This is a genomic window from Streptomyces sp. NPDC004126 (assembly GCF_050275515.1).
In the GTDB taxonomy this organism is placed as follows: Bacteria; Actinomycetota; Actinomycetes; order Streptomycetales; family Streptomycetaceae; genus Streptomyces.
In genome coordinates this window covers 115,232-137,362 of the sequence record NZ_JBNNPF010000022.1, presented here as the reverse complement: position 1 = coordinate 137,362, position 22,131 = coordinate 115,232, and the positions used below count along the sequence as shown (strand labels likewise).

Below are 22,131 nucleotides of genomic sequence, written 5' to 3'. Positions count from 1 at the left end.
GCCTGGACTACATGAACGAGCGCTACGGCAGCCCGGTCGAGGCCTGGAACTTCTGGCAGGCCAACCACTGGTACTAAACCACCAGCGGACACCACGGCAGCAGACATGTGAAGGCCCCGGTGGCCGGCCTCCCCAGGTCCGGCCACCGGGGCCTTCCGCATCCCATCCCACGGGGTTCAGCGGGCGCCCGGATCCTCGGTCACAGGCGCTGGATGATCGTGCCGGTCGCCAGCGCGCCGCCCGCGCACATGGTGATCAGCGCGAATTCCTTGTCGCGCCGCTCCAGCTCGTGCAGCGCGGTGGTGATCAGCCGGGCGCCGGTGGCGCCGACGGGGTGGCCGAGGGCGATGCCGCCGCCGTTGACGTTGACCTTCTCCAGGTCCTGGCCGAAGACCTGCGCCCAGCTGAGGACGACGGAGGCGAAGGCCTCGTTGATCTCGACGAGGTCGATGTCCTTGAGGGACATCCCCGCCTTGCCCAGCACGGCCCGGGTCGCGTCGATCGGGCCGTCCAGGTGGAAGTGCGGGTCGGAGCCCACCAGCGCCTGGGCGACGATGCGGGCGCGCGGCTTGAGCTTGAGCGCGCGGGCCATCTTGCGCGAGGCCCACATCACGGCGGCGGCGCCGTCGGATATCTGGGAGGAGTTCCCGGCGGTGTGCACGGCCGTCGGCATGACCGGCTTGAGCCGGGCCAGGCCCTCCATGCTGGTGTCGCGCAGCCCCTCGTCGCGGTCGACCAGCCGCCACATGCCCTGCCCCGCGGCCTGCTCCTCCTCCGTCGTCGGGACCTGGACGGCGAAGGTCTCGCGCTTGAAGCGCTCCTCGGCCCAGGCGGTGGCGGCCCGCTCCTGCGAGAGCACGCCGAGCCGGTCGACGTCCTCGCGCGTCAGGCCCCGGTGGCGGGCGATCCGCTCGGCGGCCTCGAACTGGTTGGGGAGGTCGACGTTCCACTCGTCCGGGAAGGGCTTGCCGGGGCCGTGCTTGGAGCCGGAGCCGAGCGGGACGCGGCTCATGGCCTCGACCCCGCAGGCGATGCCGATGTCGACGACCCCGCCGGAGATCATGTTGGCGACCATGTGGTTGGCCTGCTGGGAGCTGCCGCACTGGCAGTCGACGGTGGTCGCGGCGGTCTCGTACGGGAGTCCCATGGCGAGCCAGGCGTTGCGGGCGGGGTTCATGGACTGCTCGCCGGCGTGGGTGACGGTGCCGCCGACGATCTGCTCGACGCAGTCGGGCTGGATTCCGGTTCGGGCCAGGAGCTCGCGGTAGGTCTCGCCGAGGAGGTAGGCGGGATGGAGGTTGGCCAGGGCTCCCCCGCGTTTCCCGATGGGGGTGCGTACGGCTTCGACGATGACGGGTTCCGCGGCCATGAGCTCGTCCTCTCCTGCACACTCTGCACAGCGCCGGCGTGGCGGGCCGTCCGGCGACTGCCCCGCGCGAACTAGTACGCGTTCTACTTCTCCCCCGCAGTCTTATGACCTCGGCGCCCGGCACGCAAGGGTCTTGCACGCGGCTTACACGGATTCCACACGCAAGAGTTGGCGCGAGAGCCCTTGTGGCTTCTAGAACTCGTTACTACCTTCAAGCCAACATCTGATGGGCCGTCAGACCTTCCGTCAGACCTTCGTCAGACCTTGGAGTCGCCCGATGCCCTGTCCCGCGCTGCCCGAAGGCTTCGACGCCACCGACCCCGACATCCTCCAGGACCGCGTCCCCTTCCCGGAGTTCGCTCAGCTGCGGCAGACCGCGCCCGTGTGGTGGTGCCCGCAGCGGCGGGGCGTCACCGGATTCGACGACGAGGGCTACTGGGCCGTCACCCGGCACGCGGACGTCAAGTACGTCTCCACGCACCCGGAGCTGTTCTCCTCCACCACCAACACGGCGATCATCCGCTTCAACGAGCACATCCAGCGCGAGCAGATAGATGCCCAGCGCCTGATCATGCTGAACATGGATCCGCCGGAGCACACCCGCGTACGCCAGATCGTGCAGCGCGGCTTCACCCCGCGCGCCATCCGCGGCCTGGAACAGGCACTGCGCGACCGGGCCCGGAAGATCGTGGAGGAGGCCCGGGAGGCCTCCGCGGACGGCTCGTTCGACTTCGTCACGCAGGTCGCGTGCGAACTCCCGCTCCAGGCGATCGCCGAACTCATCGGCGTACCGCAGCAGGACCGCTCCCGGATCTTCGACTGGTCGAACAAGATGATCGCGTACGACGACCCGGAGTACGCGATCACCGAGGAGGTCGGCTCCAACGCGGCCGTGGAGCTCATCGGCTACGCGATGAACCTCGCCGCCGAGCGCAAGGAGTGCCCGGCCAAGGACATCGTCACGCAGCTGGTGGCGGCGGAGGGCGAGGGCAACCTGCGCTCCGACGAATTCGGCCTCTTCGTCCTGCTGCTGGCGGTCGCGGGCAACGAGACCACCCGCAACGCCATCAGCCACGGCATGCACGCCTTCCTCACCCACCCCGAACAGTGGGAGCTGTACAAGGCGACCCGGCCGTCGACCGCCGCGGAGGAGATCGTGCGCTGGGCCACGCCCGTGGTCTCCTTCCAGCGGACCGCCACCCGGGACACCGAACTCGGCGGCCAGAAGATCAAGGCCGGCGACCGGGTGGGGCTCTTCTACTCCTCGGCCAACCACGACCCCGAGGTCTTCGAGAACCCGGACGCCTTCGACATCACCCGCGACCCGAACCCCCACCTCGGCTTCGGCGGCGGAGGCCCGCACTTCTGCCTCGGCAAGTCCCTGGCGATCCTGGAGATCGACCTGATCTTCAACGCCCTGGCCGACGTCCTCCCCGACCTGCGCGCCGCCTCGGACGGCCCGCGGCGGCTCCGCGCGGCCTGGCTCAACGGCATCAAGGAGCTCCGGGTCAGCGCGGGCTGACGGACCCACAGGCTGCGGGCCGGCGCGAGCCGGCCCGTGAACCAGGACGGCAGGGGCCGCCACACCCACGCCCCGGCCCCTGCCGTCCGCCGGTGCGGTGATCGCCCGAGTGGCGGAATCCCGGGACCTGGCCGATCCTGACAGGACGCGACGATCCACCGAAGGGGCGCCGGGGACACCATGCCCCGGCGTTCCTTCGGCCAATGCGCGCCCCGTCCGGGGCGCGTGCCCCTCCGTCAGGCAGGTCGCAGGATGGCGCAGGTCGTCGTCCCGTGGGCGTAGAGCCTGCCGTCGTGCGTGCCGACCACCCGCGCCTCCGCGGTGGCGGTGGTGCGGCCGACGTGCAGGGCCGTGCCCTCGCAGCGCAGGGCGGGGGTGTCCGCCAGGACCGGGCGGATCATGTGGACCCCCAGCTGGACGGTGGTGTAGGCGGTGCCCGCCGGGAGCCGGGTCATCACGGCCGAACCGAGCGCCGAGTCCAGCAGGGTCGCGAGGAAGCCGCCGTGGACCGTGCCCATGGGGTTGAGCAGGTGGTCGCCGGGGTCCCCCTCGAAGACGACGGAGCCCTCCTCGACCTCGGTGAGCCGGAAGCCCAGGGTGCTCATGATCGAGGCGGCCGGCAGGGTGCCCTTCAGCGCGGCCCGGAGGATCTCCAGGCCGCTCATGTCCAGGATCTCCGGGGTGGTCGCGGGCCTCGGCTCCCAGGTGTGGGTACGGCTGCGCAGGCCCTCGGGCGCGGTGGTGTGATGCGTGGTCATGCCATCGACCCTAGGCGGGGCGGCACCCGCCCGGGAGTGTCGGATCCGGCGGCTTGTGAACCGATTCCGACACGCAGGCGACCCGGGCCCCGGAGCTACCCTGGGCCGGTGAAAGTCGCCGTACTGGCCCTCGACGGGGTCTTCGACTCCGGGATCTCCGCCGTCCTGGACGTGCTGCACACCGCCAACGCCCTGCGCCAGGAGCTCCCCGGAGCCGCCCCGCCCGCCTTCGACATCCACACGGTCGGGGTGCGCCGGCGCGTCCGCAGCGGCCTGGGCCACCGGATCGACGCCGAGCCCGCCCGCGAGGCGGAGGACGCCGGGCTGCTCGTCCTGCCCGCCCTGATGGAACGCCGCCCCTCCGCGCTGCTGGAGGCCGTCGCCGCGCCCGGGCAGCGCCCGGCCCGCCGGATCCTGGCCGAGGCCCGCGAGCGGCGCACCCCGCTCGCCTCCTCCTGCACCGGCACCTTCCTGCTCGCCGAGTCCGGCGTCCTGGACGGGCTGCGGGCCACGACGAGCTGGTGGCTCGCCCCGGTGTTCCGCGAGCGCTACCGGCGGGTGACGCTGGAGGAGACCCGGATGGTGACGACCTCGGACGGGGTCACCACGGCCGGCGCCGCGTTCAGCCACCTCGACCTGGCGCTCGCCCTCGTCGCCGCGCGCAGCCCGGCCCTGGCGGACCTGGTGCGGCACTACCTCGTGGTCGACGACCGGGCCTCGCAGGCCGCGTACATGATCCCCAGCGCCATGGCCCGGCACGAGCCGCTGGTCGCCGCCTTCGAGCGGTGGGTGCGCGCCCGCATCGAGGAGCCGCTGTCCATCGCGGACGCGGCGCGCGACCTCGGCGTCAGCGAGCGCACCCTCCAGCGCACCATGGCCCGTACCCTGGGCCGCTCCCCGATCCGCCTGGTCCAGGACCTGCGGGTCGAGCAGGCCGAGCACCTGCTGCGCACCACCGCGCTGCCGCTCTCCGCGGTCGCCCGCCGGGTCGGGTACGAGAGCCCCGGCCCGCTGCGCGCGCTGCTGCGCCGGGGGCGGGCGTAGCAACCCGGGCGGCCGGGCGCCGCCGGGGGCGGGCCCCGGACGGGCGGGCCCCGGACGGGCGGCCCTCGCTACGGGCGTCCCGAGCGCGCGGGGGTGCGTACCGGATCCGCCGCGTCCGGGGCGTCCGCGTCCGGGGCGTCCGCGTCCGGGGCGGTCCGGCGCTGGCCCGGGACGGCCGCCTTCAGCCCGCGCGGCCCGGACAGCACGTGGACCAGTCCGAAGCCGGCCGCGACGACGGCCGCGCCGCCGACCGCGTCGAGCACCCAGTGGTTGGCGGTGGCGACGATCGCGCACACCGTGATCAGCGGGTGGAGGGCGCCGAGCAGCTTCTGCCACCGCCGGGGCGCGAGGACCACGATCACGGTCCCGCACCACAGCGACCAGCCGAAGTGCAGCGAGGGCATCGCCGCGTACTGGTTGGAGATCGCGGTCATGGCCCCGTAGGAGGGGTTGGCCAGGTCCTGGACCCCGTGCACGGTGTCGACGAAGCCGAGGCCGGGCATGAGGCGCGGCGGCGCGAGCGGGTACAGCCAGAAACCCGCCAGGGCGAGGACGGTGGCCAGCCCGAGGGAGGCGCGCGCCCAGCGGTAGTCGGCGGGGCGGCGCCAGTACAGGACGGCGAGGATGGTGAGCGGGACGACGAAGTGGAAGGAGGTGTAGTAGAAGTTGAAGAAGGCCTCCAGCCAGGGCGTGTCCACCACGGCCCGGTTGACGGCGCGTTCGATGTCTATGCCGAGTGCCCGCTCGATCCCGAGGATCTGGCCGCCGTTGCCCTCGGCGAGGGAGCGGCTGGTGGGGGCCGCGGCGCGGATGTGCGAGTAGATCGAGTAGCCGACCCGTATCAGCAGCAGTTCCAGGAGCAGGTTGGGGCGCGAGGTCACCCGCCGCCAGAACGGCAGCAGCGGGACCCGGGACCAGCGCGCGTCGGCGGGCTGCGCGTAGGCGGTGGGCACGGGCGCGCGCCAGTACGGGGAGGAGCGCGGCAGGAACGGCACGGCGCAGGCCGCCGCGAGGGCCGCGAGGAGCAGCACGTTGTCGCGTACGGGGGCCAGGGCGGCCAGGTTGGGCAGCAGTACGGCGCTCGGCAGGCTCATGGCCAGCACGACGGCGACGGGCCACACCCGGCGGTCGGCGGCGCGGCGGCCCACCTTGCCGGCCACGGCGAGGAGCACCCACAGCAGCTGGTGGCGCCAGCCTGCCGGGGACACGGCGACGGCGACGCAGCCGGTGACGGCGACGGCGAGCAGCAGCTGGCCGTCGCGGGCGTAGCGGACCGCGCGGCGCAGGCCGGTCCAGGCGACGGCGGCGGCGAGCGCGAGGGCGAGGGCGATCTCGCCGGGGCCGCTGAGGCCGAGGCGCAGGAGGGCGCCGTGCAGGGACTGGTTGGCGAGGGCGTCGGGGGCGCCGCCGAGGCCGGTGCCGGCGAGGTACTCGACCCAGTACGTCCACGAGTCGCGCGGCAGCGAGGCCCAGGACAGCGCGGTGGCTCCGGCGAAGGTCACGGCGGCGGCCCGGGCGGCCGGGCGGCGGCCGGTGAGCCAGAGCAGCGGGGCGAAGAGCAGCAGCGCGGGCTGGAGGGCGGCGGCGAGGCCGGCGAGGAAGCCGGCGGGGCGGCCGCCGGGGACCCGGAACACGGCGAGGAGCACCAGCAGGACGGGCAGGACGGCGGTCTGCCCGGGGAAGGCGGCCTCGCGGACGGGGAGGGAGGCCATCATCAGCGCGACCAGCGCGGGCGCCGCGAGCAGCGCGGTGCGGCGGGGCACGGGGTCGGGGAGCGCCCGTGCGGCGACGAGGCCGACGCCGGCGACGAGGAGCAGCGTCACGCAGGTCCAGGCCACCTCCAGGGAGGGGGCGGCGAAGCCGGCGAGCGGTTTGAGGACGAGCCCGGCGAAGGGGGTTCCGGTGAACTGCCCGGCGCCGTAGAGCGGTCCGGGCAGGCTGCCGGGGAGGTCGAGGCCGCTGAGCCACTCGCCGGGCGGCACGCGCAGCACCGCGGCGGCCTGTCTGACGCCGAGGACCGCGGCGAGCGCCCACAGCAGGATCCGTACCGCCCCGAGCCGGCCGCCACCGCCTATGACCCCGGCATGTCCCCCGGCACCACCGCGCTCCACCGCATCAGCCACGCCCCGCCGCCCTCCGCCCTGTCGACCGCCACTGTCGCTTCGCCTGGCTGCCGTGCGTCGTGCCCCGTTCCCTTACCTGGACGACGATATCCCGGGCGGGATCCCTAGGATGGCGGGCATGAGCATCGTGAAGATCAACGCGCTGACCGTCCCCGACGAGCAGCGGGAGCTGCTGGAGCAGCGGTTCGCCTCGCGGGCGGGCGCCGTGGAGGGTTCGGACGGGTTCGAGTGGTTCGAGCTGCTGCGGCCGATCGAGGGTACGGACCAGTACCTCGTGTACACCCGGTGGCGGTCGGAGGAGGACTTCCAGGCGTGGATGGAGGGTCCGATGAAGGCGGCGCACCAGGGCGGCGGCGGTGCGGGCGGTGCCGCTGGTGAGCGGCCGAAGCCGGCGGCTTCCGGGTCGCAGGTGTGGTCGTTCGAGGTCGTGCAGCAGGCGGCGCCGAAGAAGGCCTGACGCCTCTCGCCGGGCGCGGGGCGTGCGCGGAGGCCCGGGCGTGTGTCGCACCGGGCCCCTGCGAGGGGGGCGCCTTCAGCCCCAGAAGGCGTCGCTCTCGTCGATGTCCTGGGTGCACTGGTCGATGTCGGTGACCTTGCCGCCGACGATGGTGAAGAAGACCGCTTCGTGGATCTCGATGCCCCGGTCACCGCGGTCGCCCTGGGTGACGTGCACGGCTATCGCGTGGCCGCGGCCGTCCACCATGACGTTCTCCAGGCGGACCTGGAGGGTGCCTTTGGTCTCCTCCCCCATGCGCCGGTAGAGGTCGAGGACGGCTTCCCGGCCCTTGTGGTGCCCCGAGAGCACGTTGTCGCCGGGCACGTGGTGGATGACGTCGGCCGTCATCAGCGTGCCCAGGGTCTCCATGTCGCCCTTGCCGAAGGCCTCGTAGCCGCGGCGGATCAGGGCACAGTCCGGATGCTCCGACATGACCGTTCACACCCTCCATTTGTGCGATTTACGCCTTTCCTCATCATCGGCCCGTGCCTGTGGATATTCCACGCGGGGGCGCCGGGGGGCGCTGCACAATGGCGCCATGGACAGGAACCCGATCATGACGACAGGCGCCACGCCCCCCGGGAACAGCAGGTGGGAGGTGGTGGCGGAGCCCTTCACCACCCCGGACGCGACGGCGCTGCGGCGGGCCTACTACGCGGAGGTCGCCGGGCGGTACTGGGAGCGGTCCGTCACCGAGGACGAGATCGACCAGGGGATGCTGGACTTCCCTGCCGACGGGCTCGTACCGCCGACGGGGCAGTTCGTGGTCGGCCGGCTCGACGGCCGGCCGCTGGCGTGCGGCGGCATACTCCTGCTCGACCCGGACACCGCCGAGCTGACCAGGGTGTACGTGGACCGGCGCGCCCGCGGCACCGGCGGCGGGGCGGCCCTGCTGGCAGCGCTGGAGGGGGCCGCCCGCGGGCTGGGCGCCACGCGGATGCGCCTGGACACCCGTACGGACCTGGTGGAGGCCCGCGCCCTGTACGCGCGTCACGGGTACCGGGAGATACCGGCGTACAACTCCGGGCCGTACGCCCAGCACTGGTTCGAGAAGGGCCTGGAGCTCGCCGCTTCCTAACCGGCGGAGTGGTCGCGACGGGCCGGCGCGTCGTAGGGCTCCTCGGCGTCGGATCCGCAGAGCTCCCGGTTGAGTTCCTCGACCAGCTTGATGAGGTCGGTGGGCCGGTCCGGGCCCCACCAGTCGCCGAGCAGCTCGGCCAGGGACTCCTGCCGCGCCTGCGCGAGCCTGCCCGCCACCTCCCTGCCCCGGTCGGTGAGGACGAGCCCGAGCCCGTCCCGGGTGGCGAGTCCGCGCTCCTCGGTCTGGCGGGCGGCATCCGTGACGATCTTGATCGGGATGGCGGTGCGCTCCGCCAGCACGGCCGGTTCCACGGAGCCGTACTTGTTGATCCGCAGCAGCATCCAGCTGGCGGCGGGCAGCAGGTCGTAGCCGGCCTTCGCGGTGATCTTCTCGTAGATGTGGCGGCGGCCTTCGCGGGTGCCGAGCACGGACAGCGCGCGGGCCACCTCCTCGTGCGAGGAGCGGTGCACGGGGTTGGAGGCGAGGGTCTCCGTCACATCGGGCGCGGTGACGGACGCGCGGAGCTTGTCCTCCTTCAGGAACCAGGAGATGACGAAGGCGAGCAGGACCACGGGGACCGCGTAGAGGAAGACGTCGGTGATGGCGGAGGAGTAGGCGTCCAGCACCTTGGTGCGCAGCGCGGGCGGGAGCGCGCCGATGGCCCGGGGGTCGGCCTCCAGCCGTGCGGGCGTCGCGGTGGGCGGCAGCGGGACTCCGGCCAGGGCGGCTTCCAGTTTGTCGCCGAGCCGGTTGGTGAAGACCGTACCGAAGATGGCGACGCCGAAGGAGGCGCCGATGGAGCGGAAGAAGGTGGCACCGGAGGTGGCGACCCCGAGGTCGGCGTAGCTGACCGCGTTCTGCACGACGAGGACGAGGACCTGCATGACCAGTCCGAGGCCGACGCCGAAGACGAAGAAGTAGGCGCTCGTCTCCCAGTCGGAGCTGGTGCGCTCCAGCTGGTGGAGGAGCAGCAGGCCGACGGCGGTGACGGCCGTACCGGCGATCGGGAACACCTTCCAGCGGCCGGTACGGCTGACGATCTGCCCGGAGAGGGTGGAGGCGATCAGCAGGCCGAACACCATCGGCAGCATGTGGACGCCCGACATGGTCGGTGAGACGCCCCGTACGACCTGGAGGAAGGTCGGCAGGTAGACCATCGCGCCGAACATGGCGAAGCCGACGACGAAGCTGATCACCGAGCAGAGGGTGAAGGTGCGGATCCGGAACAGCCCCAGCGGCAGGACGGGTTCGGCGGCCCGCCGCTCGACGAGGAGGAAGGCGACGAGGAGGACGGCACCGAGGACCGCCAGCCCGATGATCCGGGCCGAGCCCCAGCCCCAGGTGCCGCCGAGGGAGGCGACGAGCACGAGGCAGGTGGCGACGGAGGCGATGAGGAAGGTGCCGAGGTAGTCGATGGTGTGCCGGGAGGAGCGGGCCGGGATGTGCAGGGCCGCGGCGATGACGACGAGCGCGACGAGACCGATGGGGATGTTGATGTAGAAGACCCAGCGCCAGGAGAGGTGGTCCACGAACAGGCCGCCCAGCAGGGGCCCGAGCACACTGGTCGCGCCGAAGACCGCGCCGAAGAGCCCCTGGTACTTGCCGCGTTCGCGGGGCGGGACGATGTCGCCGACGATCGCCATCGACAGCACCATCAGTCCGCCGCCGCCGAGGCCCTGCAGGGCCCGGTAGCCGATGAGCTGGGGCATGTTCTGGGCGAGGCCGCAGAGGGCGGACCCGATCAGGAAGATGACGATGGAGGCCTGGAAGAGCTTCTTGCGGCCGTACTGGTCGCCGAGCTTGCCCCACAGGGGTGTGGCGGCGGTGGACGCCAGCATGTAGGCGGTGACCACCCAGGACAGGTGCTCCATGCCGCCGAGTTCGCTGACGATCGTGGGGAGCGCGGTGGAGACGATGGTCTGGTCGAGTGCGGCGATCAGCAGGCCCAGCAGCAGGGCCCCGATCGAGACGAGCACCTCGCGCGAGGCGTGCTCGGCGGCGGGCTTCGGGTCCACGGCCGACGCGGTCACATCCTGAGCCATCGGCTCCTCCTCAGGCCGGATCAACATCTCCATCCTGAGCGGTGTGTCCGGTTATGGCCTCTCGGAAGGGTTGGGTGGGGCCAGAGGGGTCTGCATAATCGCTGGCAGTGTCCAGGGAGGGGTACCCAGTGAGCGCAGAGCGCTGTCCGGAATGCGGCGCCGCGGGCGTCGGCTGCGAGTGTGGGCGGGGTGTGGGCTTCAACCCGCTGCGCATCCGCCCGTACGTGGCCATGCCGGAAGCCGACCAGAGCCCACCGCCACCCCAGCCGGTCCTGGGCGCCCTGACCCCACCGGACGCGGCCCCCACCGCCCCCTTCCCCACCGTCTCGCCGACCCCGACCCCGACCCCGGTCGCCCCGGCGGGGGGTCCGGGTTCGGGTCCGGCGGCGGGTCCGGCGGGGGCCTTCCACGCCCCGGCCGAACCCTGGGCGGCCCAGCCGGGCGTCTCAACACCGCCGCAGGGCACTCCGACGCCCCTGGCCGACGCCCCGGCGTCCCCGGCGGCGGGGCTGGCGGCCGGTCCGGCGGGTCCGGCGGGAGCTTCCCCGGCCCCGGCGGAACCCTGGGCGGCCCAGCCGGGCATCCCGACGCCGCAAACCGACACCCGGCAAACCCCGGGAGCCCCGCAGGTCCCCCCGACAGGAACCTTCGCGGCCCCGGCGGAGCCGTGGGCGGCCCAGCCGGGCGCTCCGACCTCCGCAGCCGACACCCCGCAGAGCCCGGCGGCTCCGACGGCAGGTCCGGTGGGAGGCTTCGCGGCTCCGGACGACAGCCAGACGGCCCCGGCGGCCCTGACGGTGGCCTTCCCGGCCCTCACCGACGGCACGGCGGCCCCGGCGGAGCCCTGGCCGGGCCACCCGGGCGCTCCGACGCCCCCGCCGGGCACCCCGCAGGGCCCGGCAGCCCCGGCGGGAGCCTTCGCGGCCCCGGTCGACGGCACGGCGCCCCCGGCTGAGCCCTGGGCGGCCCAGCCCGGCGGCGCCCCGGCCCCCGTGGCCGACGCCCCGCAGGGACCGGCACCCGACGGCGCGGTCGGCGGGTTCGGGGGCGGCGAGGCCCCGACCGCCATGCTGCAGCCCGTTCCGGCCGGCCCGCCCGCGGAGGACCCCGTCACGCCGGCGTTCGGGATACCCGCGACCGCTCCCGCACCCGTACCCGTACCGCCCGCGGAGCAGACGGTTCAGCTGCGGGCCGTCCCGCTGCGGCGGCCCGGCGGCGGGCCCGCCGAGCCGCCGCGCTCCCGGCGGCTGCCGCTGCTGGCCGCGGCGGGTGCGGCGGTGGCCGTCGGCGCCGTGGCGCTGGCCCTGGTGATGTTCACGGGGTCCGACGAACACGACGCCGCCCTGGTCGACCCCAAGCCGTCGTCGCCCGTGACCGAGTCGGCCCCGGCCGGCCCGTCGGAGGCGCCGTCCGGCCCGACGGCGAGTTCCTCCGCGTCGGCCTCGTACTCCCCCTCGGCGAGCGCCTCCCGCTCGGCGTCCGCGTCCGCCTCCCCCAGCGCGTCCCGCTCCCCTTCGCCCTCCCCCTCCGCGCCGACGGGGACGACCCGCGCCCCGAGCCCCACCGCCCCGGCGAAGCCCGCCCAGGCGGCGACGCTGCGTCGCGGTGACTCGGGGCCCGAGGTGGAGAAGCTCCAGCGGCTGCTGTCGGAGCGCGGCATGTACAGGGGCAGGTTCGACGGCCGGTACGGCCGCAGCGTGGAGGGGGCGGTGGCGAGCTTCCAGATGGAGCACGACGTGTACGACGACGAGTTCGGCGTCTACGGCCCGGCGACCCGCCGCGCCCTGGAGGGATAGGTCACTCGGCCGTCGGTGGCGCGCACCCCGCCGGGTTTTGTATCGTGAAGAAACAAAGTGGTTCCGTCCGCAATCCCTGACCGGTGGGCGGAACCGCTTGTTCTCTTTAGCCGCCCGTCTGGAGCCCCGCCGATGCCGGCCAGCACCACCACGACCACCACCCCCACCGTCCTCACCGCCCGGGCACTGCTCCTGGACATGGACGGGACCATCGTCAACTCCGACGCGGTGGTCGAGCGCTGCTGGCGCGAGTGGGCGCTGGAGCACGGGCTGGACCCGCAGGAGGCCCTGAAGGTGGTCCACGGCCGCCAGGGCTACGCCACGATGGCGATCCTGCTGCCCGAGCGCCCGATGGAGCTCAATCACGCCGAGAACGCGGTGATGCTGGCGCGCGAGACCGCCGACACCGACGGTGTGGTCCCGATCGCGGGCGCCCCGGAGTTCATGGCGTCGCTCGCGGCCCTGCCCCACGCCCTGGTGACGTCGGCCGACGCCGCCCTGGCCGAGGCCCGGATGACGGCCGCCGCGCTCCCGATGCCGCGGGTGCGGGTCACCGCCGAGTCCGTCGGGGCCAGCAAGCCCGACCCCGAGGGCTTCCTCAAGGGCGCCGCCGAGCTGGGCGTGGACCCGGCCGACTGCGTGGTCTTCGAGGACTCCGGGGCCGGCATCGCGGCGGGCCTGGCGGCCGGCATGCGCGTGATCGGCATAGGCCCCCGCGCTGCCGCGCACGGCCCGACGGCCCACGTCCCGGACCTGACCTCGGTCCGCGTCGCCCGCGCCGCCGACGGCGCCCTCCGCCTCACCCTCACCCCGCCCGCCTGAACCGCGGAGCACGGCGGCACTGGCGGGGCCCGCAGGGAGCGACGCGAACCGCCCGCCTGCTGCCGCGCGGCCTGCCGGACCTCCGGCCGGCCGCGCCCGCACCCTGCCCCGCAGGGGCCCGGCCGGATCAGCCCGCGATCCAGCCCGCGGCCCAGCCCGCGATTCAGCCCGCGATTCAGCCCGCGATCGCCTCGTACAGCGAGAACGCGGCCAGCGCGGCCATGACGGCCGCCGCGATCTTCGTGATGAGCCGCAGCGGTACGTACTTCATGAGCGTGCGCCCGCCCAGGATGCCGATGCCGGCGACGGCCCAGAGCGCCAGCACCGCGCCGAGGCCGACGGAGAGCGGGTTGTCGTAGCGGGCCGCCAGGTTCGCCGTCATGATCTGGGTCAGATCACCGAATTCGGCGACGAGGATCAGCATGAAGCCGGCCCCCGAGACCTTCCAGAAGGACTGGTCGGCGGGCGGCTTGACCTCCTCGTCCTCGTCGGTCTTCTTCAGGAGCAGCATGGCCGCGCCCGCGAGGAAGAGCACGCCGACGACGGCCTGGACGAGCCGGTGCGGCAGGAGCGTGAGCACGCTGCCCGCGGCGATGGCGAGGGCGACGTGCACGGCGAAGGCGGCGGCGACGCCCGCGAAGACGTAGGAGGCGCGGTAGCGGGTGCCGAGCATCAGGCCGGCGAGGGCCGTCTTGTCGGGGAGTTCGGCGAGGAAGACGACGCCGAAGGCGATCGCGAGGACGCTGAAGCTGAACACGGGGTGGAACCTCGATCGGTCGGTCGGGCAGGACGCCGTCGGACCGAGAGACCTGGGGTGTTTCAGGGGTCGCTTCGGCTCAGCGGCGCCCTGGAAGGCGTGAACACGTCACGCGCCACGCATCAGCATGCGTCGCACGCGCCGCGCCACATGGACAGGGCACTGCGGCCGAAGGTCTCGCTGGCCGACCGCTGACGCGGCCTGCCTCCGGGCGCCGGCTGGGTGACCCAGCAGTATGTCGACGGTCCGGCGAAGAGCTACTCCCCTTCTGCTCCGTCCAGGGTACGCGACGGCGCCGACAGGACGAAGACGTCCGTTATGTGAGCTTGGACCCACTCCGCCCCCGCCCCGCGGGCCGGAATCTCAACTTCCCCTTGAATATGGGCCATTGATTGCCTTGATGTGACGTGCCCATGTCGGCAACCTGTCACCTGGTGCCCGTCCCAGCGACATCTGGCGCCGCCACCATGGCCGCGCCCCGCCGGGGTCCGCACGGCCACCACCCCCCGCATCAGGGAGCCCTCCATGGCCCTCATATCCACCCGCACGCCCTCCGTCTACGCGCGTCACACCGGGCGCATCAGGCGTGTCGGGCGCGCCGGCGTCCTCGCGTCCGCCGTCGCCCTCGCCTCCCTCACCTCGCTGGTGAACGCCCCGGCCGCCCTGGCCTCCCCGCCCGCCCCCATCAGCGCCGCCGAGGCCCGCTCCTACCTCGCCACGGTCACCCCCGCCGCCGAGGGCTCCCTCACTGGCTACAGCCGCTCCCAGTTCCCGCACTGGAGCACGGTCTCCGGAACCTGCAACACCCGCGAGACGGTCCTCAAGCGCGACGGCGTGAACGTCGTGACCGACTCCTCCTGTGCCGCCGTCAGCGGCAGCTGGTACTCGGAGTACGACGGGGCCACCTGGACCGCCGCCTCCGACATCGACATCGACCACATGGTCCCGCTCGCCGAGGCCTGGCGCTCGGGCGCCAACTCCTGGACCACCACCAAGCGCCAGCAGTTCGCCAACGACCTGACGCGGCCCCAGCTCATCGCGGTCACCGACAACGTCAACCAGGCCAAGGGCGACCTCGACCCCGGCAAGTGGCTGCCGCCGCGCACCGAGTACCGCTGCACGTACGCCCGCATGTGGGTCCAGGTCAAGCAGTACTGGGGCCTGAGCATGGACTCCGGGGAGAAGAGCGCCCTGGTGGGCATCCTGAACGGCTGCTGACCCGGGCCCTTCGGGGTTTTCACCCCGCCTATCCCCCGCGAGGGGGAGGCCCGCCACCCTCCTGCCCCGTACCGTGATCGAAAGGGCTTCCGAGGAGGGGGAATTGGATGGCCGGGCTGCGACTGGGACCACTGCTGCGCCACGTCGACTGGGACACGGGCGACTCCGCCACGATATGGGTCGAGGCGGACCGCCCGTGCACCGCCGAAGTGCGGTGCGCCGACGGATCCGGCGGCAGCGCCCGCACCTTCCAGATCTCCGGCCACCACTACGCGCTGGTACCGGTCACCGGCCTGACGCCGGGCACGGCCACGGCGTACGAGGTACTGCTCGACGGGGTCCTCGTCTGGCCGGAGACCGGCGGCGGCTTCCCGCCCAGCACCATCACCACGCCCGCCGTCGGAGGCCGCCCCGGGCTGACCCCGCCCGGGCTGCGCGTCACCTTCGGCTCCTGCCGGCAGGCCGCGCCGCCCGCCGGCCGGCGCGGACCGCACGGGGCCGACGCCCTCGACACCCTCGCGGCGCGGCTGGCCCACGACCCCGAAGAGGTCCGGCCGGACGTCCTGCTGCTGCTCGGCGACCAGGTCTACGCGGACCACCTCTCGCCGGAGACCCGCGCGTGGCTCGCCGCCCGCCGAGACCTGCGGGAGGCACCGGGCGCGCAGGTCGCGGACTACGAGGAGTACACCCGGCTGTACTACGAGTCCTGGCTCGACCCCGAGATCCGCTGGCTGCTCTCGACCGTCCCCAGCCTGCACATATTCGACGACCACGACGTCATCGACGACTGGAACACCAGCGCGTCCTGGCTGGCGGAGATGCGGGCGACCGCCTGGTGGCCGGAGCGGGTGCTCAGCGGGCTGATGTCGTACTGGGTGTACCAGCACCTGGGCAACCTCTCCCCCGCCGAACTCGCGGCGGACGCCCTGTACGCGACCGTACGCGCCACCCCGGACGGCACGGACGCGCTGCGCGCCTTCGCGGCCGGGGCGGACGCCGACCCGGCTTCGGCGCGCTGGAGTTACCGGCGGGACTTCGGCCGGACGCGGCTGCTGATGGTGGACACCCGGGCCGCCCGGATGCTCGCCGAGGACGGCCGGGCCATGCTCGACCCGGCGGAGCAGCTCTGGCTCCGGGAGAACGCCCTGGAGGGTCACGGGGATTACGACCACCTGCTGATCGGGTCCTCGCTGCCGTGGCTGATGCCGCCGCTGATCCATGACGCGGAGGTGTGGAACGCCGCGCTCTGCCGGGGCGAGCGCGGGCCGCGGTGGGCCCGTATCGGGGAGGACCTGCGGCGGCGCAGCGATCTGGAGCACTGGGCGGCGTTCCCGGCCTCGTTCGCCGCGCTGAGCGACCTGATCGAGGAGGTGGGCACCGGCCCGAAGGCTCCGGCGACGGTCTGCGTGCTGTCCGGGGACGTCCACCACGCGTATGTGGCCGAGCCCCGAATACCCACCACCGCCGGGGTGTTCCAGCTGACCTGTTCCCCCGTGCACAACTCCATCCACACGGCGGTGAAGTGGGGGTTCCGGCTGGGCTGGTCGCGGCTGGGGCGGTGGCTGGGGCGCGGCTTCTCCCGGCACGGCCGGACGGGCCGGCCGCCGGTGAGCTGGCGGCGTACGGGCGGCCCGTGGTTCGGCAACCAGCTGATGACGCTGGCGCTGGCGGGCCGGAGCGCGCGGCTGCGGCTGGACCAGGCCCGGTCGGGCCGCCCGGGGGCCCGGCTGGTGACGGTGCTGGACCGGGAACTCACCGCCCCGGAGTAGGGCGGGCCGCCGTCGGAGCGGTGGCGGGCGTACGCTGTATGGCTGTCAGCCGCCCCTGCCGCTCCCCGCGACGACGCGGCGCTTCGGACGGGGGAGTCCCGCTTTGCTTGAGACTCTGGGGTCGTTGACCGCGAGCCCGTGGATCTACGCCGTGGTGGCGGTGTCGGTGCTGCTCGACGTGTTCCTTCCGGTGCTGCCGAGCGGGATGCTGGTGATCAGCGCCGCCGCGGCCGCGGCGGCGGCCACGGGCCCGTCGGCGCAGGTCCCGGACATCCGGCTGCTGCTGGTGGTCGCCGCGACGGCCTCGGTGCTGGGTGACATGGCGGCGTACCGGCTGGCCCGGCGCGGCGGTGCCCGGCTGGACCGTGCCGTCGCCCGCTCCCGCCGGCTGACCCGGGCACAGGAACGCCTGGGCACCGCCCTGGCGAGGGGCGGCGGCGCGCTGGTGGTCCTCGCCCGCTTCGCCCCGGCCGGCCGCTCGGTGGTCTCCCTGGGGGCGGGCCGGACCCGGCGGAAGGTGTCGGAGTTCCTGCCCTGGTCGGTGCTGGCGGGCATGTGCTGGGCGAGCTACAGCGTGTCGCTGGGCTGGTTCGGCACCCAGTGGCTGGGTACGGCCTGGCTCGGTACCGCCGTCTCCACGGTCGCCCTCTTCGCGGCGGGCTCCCTCGCGGCCTACCTCGTCCGCCGCCCCTCCCCGGACCCGACGCCGGCGTGACACACCCCCGGGGCGTCTCACGTCCCCCGGAGGGAGCAGGCCGGTCACCCGTTCACCCGGCACCGATCGCCACCCCACTCCCGGGCTTCTAGCGTCCGGAGAACGGCGCGACCGAACCGCGTGACGCCCCAGCCCTGGCCGCGCCGTCCCGCCGAGCCGAGGAGTTCCCTCCATGTCCCCCACGCGCACGCGCAACCGGCGCCGCCTGACCGGGATCGCGGCCGCGGCACTCGTCGCCGCGACCGTCACGCCCGCCACGCTCGCCTCCGCCGCCCCCTCCGCCACCGTCTCCCCGGGCACCGTCGCCCCCGGCAGCCGCGTCACCCTCACCGTCGACGGCTGCGACAGCTCGTCCGCCCGGGCGTCCTCCCGCGCCTTCGGCGACGTCTCCCTCTCCCCGGCGAGCCGCGCGTACGGCTTCTCCGGCTCCGCCACCGTCTACCGCGACGCCGCCTCGGGCTCCTACCCCGTCACCTTCGACTGCGGCAGCAGCGGCCGCCGCGTCACGGTGACCCTCACCGTCAGCCCCGGCGCCGCCCGCGGCGGCCTCGGCGGCAGCATCGACTCCATGAGCCCGGGCCGGATCGCCCTGGGCGGCACCCTCGCGGCCGGAGCGCTCGGCACCGGCATCTGGCTGCTGCGCCGCCGCTGGGCCCACGCCCGCTGACACCGGCCGGTCAGACCGCCGCGGCGGTGGTCCGGCCCCGGACCTGCACCCCGTCGAGCAGCGCGGCGGTCGCCTCCGCGACGGCGTCCACGGCGGCGTCGAACACCTCCTGGTTGTGCGCGGCCGGAGCACGGAAGCCGGACACCTTGCGTACGTACTGGAGGGCGGCCGCGCGGATCTCCTCCTCGGTGGCCTTCTCGGGGATGGCGGGCGGGCGCAGGGTCTTAATGGAGCGGCACATACCTCCACTATGGCGCGGACGGCGGCAGCTCGGCCCCGGAAAGCTTCACGATGAGCGCGGCCTGGAGCCTTCCGCGCAGTTCCGGGTCGGCGACGTCCTCCAGGAGCCCCATCGCCTGCTGGGTGCTCTCCGCGGCCCGCCGGTCCTCGCGCAGGGCGACGGTCTGGGCGGCCATGTGCCGCAGGGCGAGGTCGGCGCGCCGGTGGAACAGCTGCCCGACGAGGGTGACGACCAGACCGACGGAACTGGTGACGACCCCGAGGTACGCGTCCCCGGCCCCCTCGGCCTTCCACACCGCGAGCCCGACCCCGAAGAGCAGCACGGCCGCGCCGACCCCGGCGAACAGCTGGCTGGTCGCGAAGCTGCTGCGGGCCTGCGTCAGCCCGTAGGCGTAGTACTCCACCAGAATCGGGGTGAAGTCGTCGTGCCGGTCCCCCAGCTCGGCCGGCGCCCCCCGGTGCGCCCCGGCGTCGACCAGCCGCGGCTCACCCGCCTCCCGCGGCCCGCCGCCCAGCCCCGCGAGCAGCCTCTGCCGCTCGGCGTCCCGCTCCCGCTCGAACCGGACCCGGCTCATCACCGCAGCCGTCAGCAGCCCGAGGCCGGCCACCCCGAGCCCCACGACCCAGACCCACTCCGCCGCGCCTGCCACACCTTCCAGTTCCCCGCCCCACCGCGCGGGAAACCGCCCCGGAACCTAGACTGGCGAACGCCAGATCCTTCCGGCCCCAGGGAGCCACACATGGCCAAGCGAGGAAACAAGAAGCGCGCCCGCAAGAAGAAGAAGGCCAACCACGGCAAGCGCCCCAACGCCTGAGCCGAAAGGCCCCCCGCCGCTCCCGGCAGGGGGCCCTCTCACACCTCGGCTCTCAGCCGCACAGATCCGGCACCGGGCAGACCTCCCACGGCTCCTCCGGCCGGTCGGCCCACTTCCACCACACATGCCGACGGGCGCACTTCCAAACCACCCGGCACGTCCTCTTGCCGTCATCCTCCCGCCCACAGAGCACGAACCCGCCGAACGCCATCCCCTGACCACAGTCAGGACAAGCCGGACCACCACTCGTCATGCCGCGCACAGTAACCGAGCGGCTCCCTTCGGGGGCGCTATCGTCCGCAGACGCAGAAGGCCCCGTGCAACCGCGCGCACCGCCGGCGCTCACCCCCGTTGATGTCGGACGGGGTGGCTGCGCTGGTTGCGGTACTGCACCGCCGTACCGCAGGCTTCCGGTGGGGGTGGCTATGGAACGGGACGAGTTGGAACGGCTGTTGGCGGGAGACGACGCGGCGTCCAGGGCCGCCCTGGCCGCCCTCCGCAGCGGCGCCGCGTACGACGTGTGGGAGGGCACGGTTCCCGCTGGGCGGCCCGTGGGGGTCTTTGGCCATCGGCTCCAGCGCATGCGACTACACGGCGTCGAACCCCTTGGGCTGGAAAGAGCGTTGCAACTGCTCCGCGAACATGACCGGCCCGTGCGCAGAGGGGCGATCGACTTCACCGATGGGGCGTGGTACTTCCTACTGTTCTTCACCGAAGACGCCAGCGCGCTGGTGGCCTGTGCCGGCATCCCCTTCCCGATCGTGGAACCACCGTCCTGAGGGCCTGGAGATCCTCGGGTGGTCGCAGACGTCGTCCGCGGACGCAGAAGGCCCCCGACCGTGATCGGTCGGGGGCCTTCGTGCTGGTGGGCGTGGACGGTTTCGAACCGCCGACATCTACTTTGTAAGCTCGCCCAAGATGTGACCAGCGACCGCCGAGCCCAGGCCGCAATGCGTCTGTACGACCAGCCAGAAGCTGTCGGCATGCGTGCACGTTGATGTCACCCTTGGATGTCAGCGACCAGCCGGCGGCTGGCTCACTTCTTCTTCCGCAGCTCGCGCAACTTGGCCTCGGCTTCCTTCTTCTTCCGTCGCTCGGCCTCGTACTTCGACCACTTGCCTTGATGGTCCTGGCATCGGGAGCTATTCATGATCGCAGGCCGCGTACAGGGACGATTCTTGGTCGTAGGCGCCCCACACCTGGGCTGAGTCACCCTGCCACCACCTACCTCGTTCGGTCGACTATCGGCCCCAGCGATAGTCCCGTCGACCGCAGCAGCCCGGTAGGCGCAGACAGCACGGACGGAAGCACAACAGGCACACGAACTCCGGAGGCCCTGCGCCCCACAGGAGTTCTCGCAGGTCGAACGTCTGGTGGGGCTGCGCCAGCGTGGAGTCGTCCACGAACGGTCCGCGCGGTCGGCTCGTGACTTCTAGACGCCCAAGGGGCAGTATCGGTGGCTTCCCCTACTCTCCAAGTCTGCATCACGGGGGTTGACCGTACCGCCGGTCCTCCTGTACTGGTCAGATGACGTCGGCCTGCCCCTGATGCGGCTGTTCCAACTGTTGTTCCCGCTTGCGCTGCTCCATCCGAAGCATCTCTACGTTCTCCGCGAACCTCTCCAGGTTTACCGCCGCGTCCGAATCTGCGTACGGCGCAATCCCCAGATCAAAGGCTGTGGCATGCTGCTCCACCTGATCCGCGGTCTGCTGAAGGTTGTACGCCCGCTCACGGAACTTGAAATAGCCCGTCACGGCGGTAGCGAACGCCAGAAACGATCCCAAAATGATAAGGATCGCCTTACCCGGCTGCGGGGTCTCCCAGAAGGCCGTAGTCGCCGTGGTCCCCACCGATGCGAAGAACACCCCCCACTGAAACCAGTTGTGAATACGCCGATAGAGCCGCGTATCCTGCCGCAAACGATCTATAACCCGCGGTACATGCTCCCGGTAGCTGTCCCGCCGCTCCGTCGTCGGGCGCGCCTTTGAGGCATTGAGAGTCCACCGGTCATGGATAATCTCCAGATCTCTGCGGAGCTGGAAGACCGACCTGACACCGTGTTTGTCGTCCTTCACCCGCAGGAAGAAGCCGACCAGGAACACCACCACCAGGACCAGCATGACCGCGATGGTCACGATGTTGAACGTGCGCAGCGCCGGCACGTCCTCCGGCCACAGGTTTCCCCACCCGGCCACTGCCAGAACCAGCGGCATCATCACAAGCGGCACCAACCGGAGCCACCGCGACAGAAGAGCCCTGCGTATACGGCGCTCCGCCGTCGCGACGCCCCGCCGGTAGGTGATGACGCTATTCGCGTACTCGTGTTGCTGAGCGGGCTCTAGGCTCCATCCGTACTCTTGCTTTGGATCATTGAGAGATTCAATGACCTCTTCAACGAGGTCACCCCAGGTGGCATTCGAGGCTGCTGCGAAAAGATCCTCGAGTCGTACGTACCGCTTGTATCGGTCAGGTGACCCATACCTGAGATGAAAGACATATGCACCGTTACTGGCGTATCTAATTTGTCTGGCTATTTGGACATTAATGGCCCATTTGAGTTCTTCCCTGTCGGTCTTCCAGGCGGCGGAGAGGATCGCGTCTACGCCCTCCCAGGTCAATACGAAGTCCTCGGGGAGGCGGATGCGTATATCCGCCTCGGACAACCGCTGGTCTTCGTGGGCGAGGTGACGCAAGACATCACCCACCCACGATTCGTACCTGTGAGCGGTCTCGGGTTCATGTTCGCGCGGCAGGTCGGTCAGGCCAGACATCGCGGAGTCGCTCCCGGTCAAGGGTGGTATTGGGCAGTCGACGGCACGATACCGCCGACCTGCCTTCCACCGGCTGCTAATCCGCCTGCTCAGCCTTGGAGTTGACGGCACCTTCCCCCAAGAGGC

Annotated in this window: 21 protein-coding genes and 1 pseudogene; 13 read left to right on the top strand and 9 right to left on the bottom strand. The window is 72.5% G+C overall.

All coding sequences use genetic code 11. The annotated features are described in order from the left end of the window. Positions 1-77 (top strand): annotated as a pseudogene (locus ACQKM2_RS22100) (lytic transglycosylase domain-containing protein); the annotation flags it as partial. Positions 78-199: 122 nt separating this feature from the next. Here the strand turns inward: ACQKM2_RS22100 and ACQKM2_RS22095 are convergent. Next, positions 200-1,369 (bottom strand): steroid 3-ketoacyl-CoA thiolase, encoded by a 1,170-nt coding sequence (locus ACQKM2_RS22095; protein WP_007263861.1) that lies wholly within the window; start codon positions 1,367-1,369, stop codon positions 200-202. A gap of 277 nt (positions 1,370-1,646) precedes the next feature. Between ACQKM2_RS22095 and ACQKM2_RS22090 the strand changes: the two genes are divergently transcribed. Beyond that, positions 1,647-2,891, top strand: coding sequence for a cytochrome P450 (locus tag ACQKM2_RS22090; protein ID WP_427712089.1), 1,245 nt, complete (start codon positions 1,647-1,649; stop codon positions 2,889-2,891). A 236-nt stretch (positions 2,892-3,127) separates the two neighbouring features. Here ACQKM2_RS22090 and ACQKM2_RS22085 read toward each other — a convergent pair whose 3' ends face one another. Beyond that, positions 3,128-3,649: a PaaI family thioesterase gene (locus ACQKM2_RS22085; RefSeq protein ID WP_427712087.1), complete on the bottom strand. Its 522-nt coding sequence runs from the start codon at positions 3,647-3,649 to the stop codon at positions 3,128-3,130. A gap of 108 nt (positions 3,650-3,757) precedes the next feature. Between ACQKM2_RS22085 and ACQKM2_RS22080 the strand changes: the two genes are divergently transcribed. Further along, entirely contained in the window at positions 3,758-4,693 is a 936-nt protein-coding gene (locus ACQKM2_RS22080) for a GlxA family transcriptional regulator (RefSeq protein ID WP_427712085.1), read from the top strand. Between the two features lie 68 nt (positions 4,694-4,761). On the opposite strand, the gene ACQKM2_RS22075 is transcribed toward ACQKM2_RS22080, so the two are convergent. Continuing rightward, a complete protein-coding gene (locus ACQKM2_RS22075) occupies positions 4,762-6,816 on the bottom strand; it encodes a bifunctional glycosyltransferase 87/phosphatase PAP2 family protein (protein WP_427712083.1) in 2,055 nt (684 codons plus the stop codon). Between the two features lie 118 nt (positions 6,817-6,934). Between ACQKM2_RS22075 and ACQKM2_RS22070 the strand changes: the two genes are divergently transcribed. Next, positions 6,935-7,273, top strand: coding sequence for an antibiotic biosynthesis monooxygenase family protein (locus ACQKM2_RS22070; RefSeq protein ID WP_427712081.1), 339 nt, complete (start codon positions 6,935-6,937; stop codon positions 7,271-7,273). Positions 7,274-7,348: 75 nt separating this feature from the next. Here ACQKM2_RS22070 and ACQKM2_RS22065 read toward each other — a convergent pair whose 3' ends face one another. Next, on the bottom strand, positions 7,349-7,744 hold the full coding sequence (locus ACQKM2_RS22065; RefSeq protein ID WP_427712079.1) for a nuclear transport factor 2 family protein: 396 nt from the start codon (positions 7,742-7,744) through the stop codon (positions 7,349-7,351). Between the two features lie 106 nt (positions 7,745-7,850). Here ACQKM2_RS22065 and ACQKM2_RS22060 point away from each other — a divergent pair, with 106 nt between their 5' ends. After that, positions 7,851-8,390: a GNAT family N-acetyltransferase gene (locus ACQKM2_RS22060; protein WP_427712077.1), complete on the top strand. Its 540-nt coding sequence runs from the start codon at positions 7,851-7,853 to the stop codon at positions 8,388-8,390. Here ACQKM2_RS22060 and ACQKM2_RS22055 read toward each other — a convergent pair. Then, complete coding sequence (locus tag ACQKM2_RS22055) at positions 8,387-10,435, bottom strand: DHA2 family efflux MFS transporter permease subunit (protein ID WP_427712075.1); 2,049 nt, start codon at positions 10,433-10,435, stop codon at positions 8,387-8,389. The genes ACQKM2_RS22060 and ACQKM2_RS22055 overlap by 4 nt on opposite strands. Before the next feature lie 128 nt (positions 10,436-10,563). On the opposite strand from ACQKM2_RS22055, the gene ACQKM2_RS22050 reads away from it, so the two are divergent. Both ACQKM2_RS22050 and ACQKM2_RS22045 read left to right on the top strand, forming a co-directional pair. Continuing rightward, positions 10,564-12,231, top strand: a complete 1,668-nt coding sequence (locus ACQKM2_RS22050) for a peptidoglycan-binding protein (RefSeq protein ID WP_427712073.1) — start codon at positions 10,564-10,566, stop codon at positions 12,229-12,231. 132 nt (positions 12,232-12,363) lie between these two features. Next, complete coding sequence (locus tag ACQKM2_RS22045; protein WP_427712071.1) at positions 12,364-13,053, top strand: HAD-IA family hydrolase; 690 nt, start codon at positions 12,364-12,366, stop codon at positions 13,051-13,053. A 175-nt stretch (positions 13,054-13,228) separates the two neighbouring features. Here ACQKM2_RS22045 and ACQKM2_RS22040 read toward each other — a convergent pair whose 3' ends face one another. Continuing rightward, on the bottom strand, positions 13,229-13,810 hold the full coding sequence (locus ACQKM2_RS22040; RefSeq protein WP_427712069.1) for a TMEM165/GDT1 family protein: 582 nt from the start codon (positions 13,808-13,810) through the stop codon (positions 13,229-13,231). A gap of 525 nt (positions 13,811-14,335) precedes the next feature. On the opposite strand from ACQKM2_RS22040, the gene ACQKM2_RS22035 reads away from it, so the two are divergent. The 4 genes from ACQKM2_RS22035 to ACQKM2_RS22020 all read left to right on the top strand — a co-directional run bounded on the left by ACQKM2_RS22035 (position 14,336) and on the right by ACQKM2_RS22020 (position 18,179). Further along, a complete protein-coding gene (locus tag ACQKM2_RS22035; RefSeq protein WP_427712067.1) occupies positions 14,336-15,028 on the top strand; it encodes an HNH endonuclease family protein in 693 nt (230 codons plus the stop codon). A gap of 107 nt (positions 15,029-15,135) precedes the next feature. Then, positions 15,136-16,797 (top strand): alkaline phosphatase D family protein, encoded by a 1,662-nt coding sequence (locus tag ACQKM2_RS22030; RefSeq protein WP_427712065.1) that lies wholly within the window; start codon positions 15,136-15,138, stop codon positions 16,795-16,797. A 103-nt stretch (positions 16,798-16,900) separates the two neighbouring features. Continuing rightward, positions 16,901-17,512, top strand: a complete 612-nt coding sequence (locus ACQKM2_RS22025; RefSeq protein ID WP_427712064.1) for a DedA family protein — start codon at positions 16,901-16,903, stop codon at positions 17,510-17,512. Positions 17,513-17,684: 172 nt separating this feature from the next. Beyond that, a complete protein-coding gene (locus ACQKM2_RS22020) occupies positions 17,685-18,179 on the top strand; it encodes a hypothetical protein (RefSeq protein WP_427712062.1) in 495 nt (164 codons plus the stop codon). Between the two features lie 10 nt (positions 18,180-18,189). Here the strand turns inward: ACQKM2_RS22020 and ACQKM2_RS22015 are convergent, their stop codons facing one another. Both ACQKM2_RS22015 and ACQKM2_RS22010 read right to left on the bottom strand, forming a co-directional pair. Further along, positions 18,190-18,420, bottom strand: a complete 231-nt coding sequence (locus ACQKM2_RS22015; RefSeq protein ID WP_427712060.1) for a DUF2277 domain-containing protein — start codon at positions 18,418-18,420, stop codon at positions 18,190-18,192. Between the two features lie 7 nt (positions 18,421-18,427). After that, positions 18,428-19,069, bottom strand: a complete 642-nt coding sequence (locus ACQKM2_RS22010; protein ID WP_427712059.1) for a TRADD-N-associated membrane domain-containing protein — start codon at positions 19,067-19,069, stop codon at positions 18,428-18,430. Between the two features lie 90 nt (positions 19,070-19,159). Here ACQKM2_RS22010 and ACQKM2_RS22005 point away from each other — a divergent pair, with 90 nt between their 5' ends. Beyond that, a complete protein-coding gene (locus ACQKM2_RS22005) occupies positions 19,160-19,234 on the top strand; it encodes a 50S ribosomal protein bL37 (RefSeq protein ID WP_099895366.1) in 75 nt (24 codons plus the stop codon). Between the two features lie 425 nt (positions 19,235-19,659). Then, positions 19,660-20,013, top strand: a complete 354-nt coding sequence (locus ACQKM2_RS22000; protein WP_427712057.1) for a hypothetical protein — start codon at positions 19,660-19,662, stop codon at positions 20,011-20,013. A gap of 744 nt (positions 20,014-20,757) precedes the next feature. Here ACQKM2_RS22000 and ACQKM2_RS21995 read toward each other — a convergent pair. Then, the gene (locus ACQKM2_RS21995; RefSeq protein ID WP_427712055.1) at positions 20,758-22,005 is read right to left on the bottom strand and encodes a DUF4231 domain-containing protein; all 1,248 of its coding nucleotides are present in this window, start codon (positions 22,003-22,005) and stop codon (positions 20,758-20,760) included. Between the last annotated feature and the right edge of the window lie 126 nt (positions 22,006-22,131).

What these genes read in the sequence shown, in the direction of transcription:
- ACQKM2_RS22095 (WP_007263861.1), bottom strand. Translation starts at nt 1,369, where the DNA reads ATGGCCGCGGAACCCGTCATCGTCGAAGCCGTACGCACCCCCATCGGG.
- ACQKM2_RS22090 (WP_427712089.1), top strand. Translation starts at nt 1,647, where the DNA reads ATGCCCTGTCCCGCGCTGCCCGAAGGCTTCGACGCCACCGACCCCGAC.
- ACQKM2_RS22085 (WP_427712087.1), bottom strand. Translation starts at nt 3,649, where the DNA reads ATGACCACGCATCACACCACCGCGCCCGAGGGCCTGCGCAGCCGTACC.
- ACQKM2_RS22070 (WP_427712081.1), top strand. Translation starts at nt 6,935, where the DNA reads ATGAGCATCGTGAAGATCAACGCGCTGACCGTCCCCGACGAGCAGCGG.
- ACQKM2_RS22065 (WP_427712079.1), bottom strand. Translation starts at nt 7,744, where the DNA reads ATGTCGGAGCATCCGGACTGTGCCCTGATCCGCCGCGGCTACGAGGCC.
- ACQKM2_RS22060 (WP_427712077.1), top strand. Translation starts at nt 7,851, where the DNA reads ATGGACAGGAACCCGATCATGACGACAGGCGCCACGCCCCCCGGGAAC.
- ACQKM2_RS22055 (WP_427712075.1), bottom strand. Translation starts at nt 10,435, where the DNA reads ATGGCTCAGGATGTGACCGCGTCGGCCGTGGACCCGAAGCCCGCCGCC.
- ACQKM2_RS22045 (WP_427712071.1), top strand. Translation starts at nt 12,364, where the DNA reads ATGCCGGCCAGCACCACCACGACCACCACCCCCACCGTCCTCACCGCC.
- ACQKM2_RS22035 (WP_427712067.1), top strand. Translation starts at nt 14,336, where the DNA reads ATGGCCCTCATATCCACCCGCACGCCCTCCGTCTACGCGCGTCACACC.
- ACQKM2_RS22030 (WP_427712065.1), top strand. Translation starts at nt 15,136, where the DNA reads ATGGCCGGGCTGCGACTGGGACCACTGCTGCGCCACGTCGACTGGGAC.
- ACQKM2_RS22020 (WP_427712062.1), top strand. Translation starts at nt 17,685, where the DNA reads ATGTCCCCCACGCGCACGCGCAACCGGCGCCGCCTGACCGGGATCGCG.
- ACQKM2_RS22015 (WP_427712060.1), bottom strand. Translation starts at nt 18,420, where the DNA reads ATGTGCCGCTCCATTAAGACCCTGCGCCCGCCCGCCATCCCCGAGAAG.
- ACQKM2_RS22000 (WP_427712057.1), top strand. Translation starts at nt 19,660, where the DNA reads ATGGAACGGGACGAGTTGGAACGGCTGTTGGCGGGAGACGACGCGGCG.
- ACQKM2_RS21995 (WP_427712055.1), bottom strand. Translation starts at nt 22,005, where the DNA reads ATGTCTGGCCTGACCGACCTGCCGCGCGAACATGAACCCGAGACCGCT.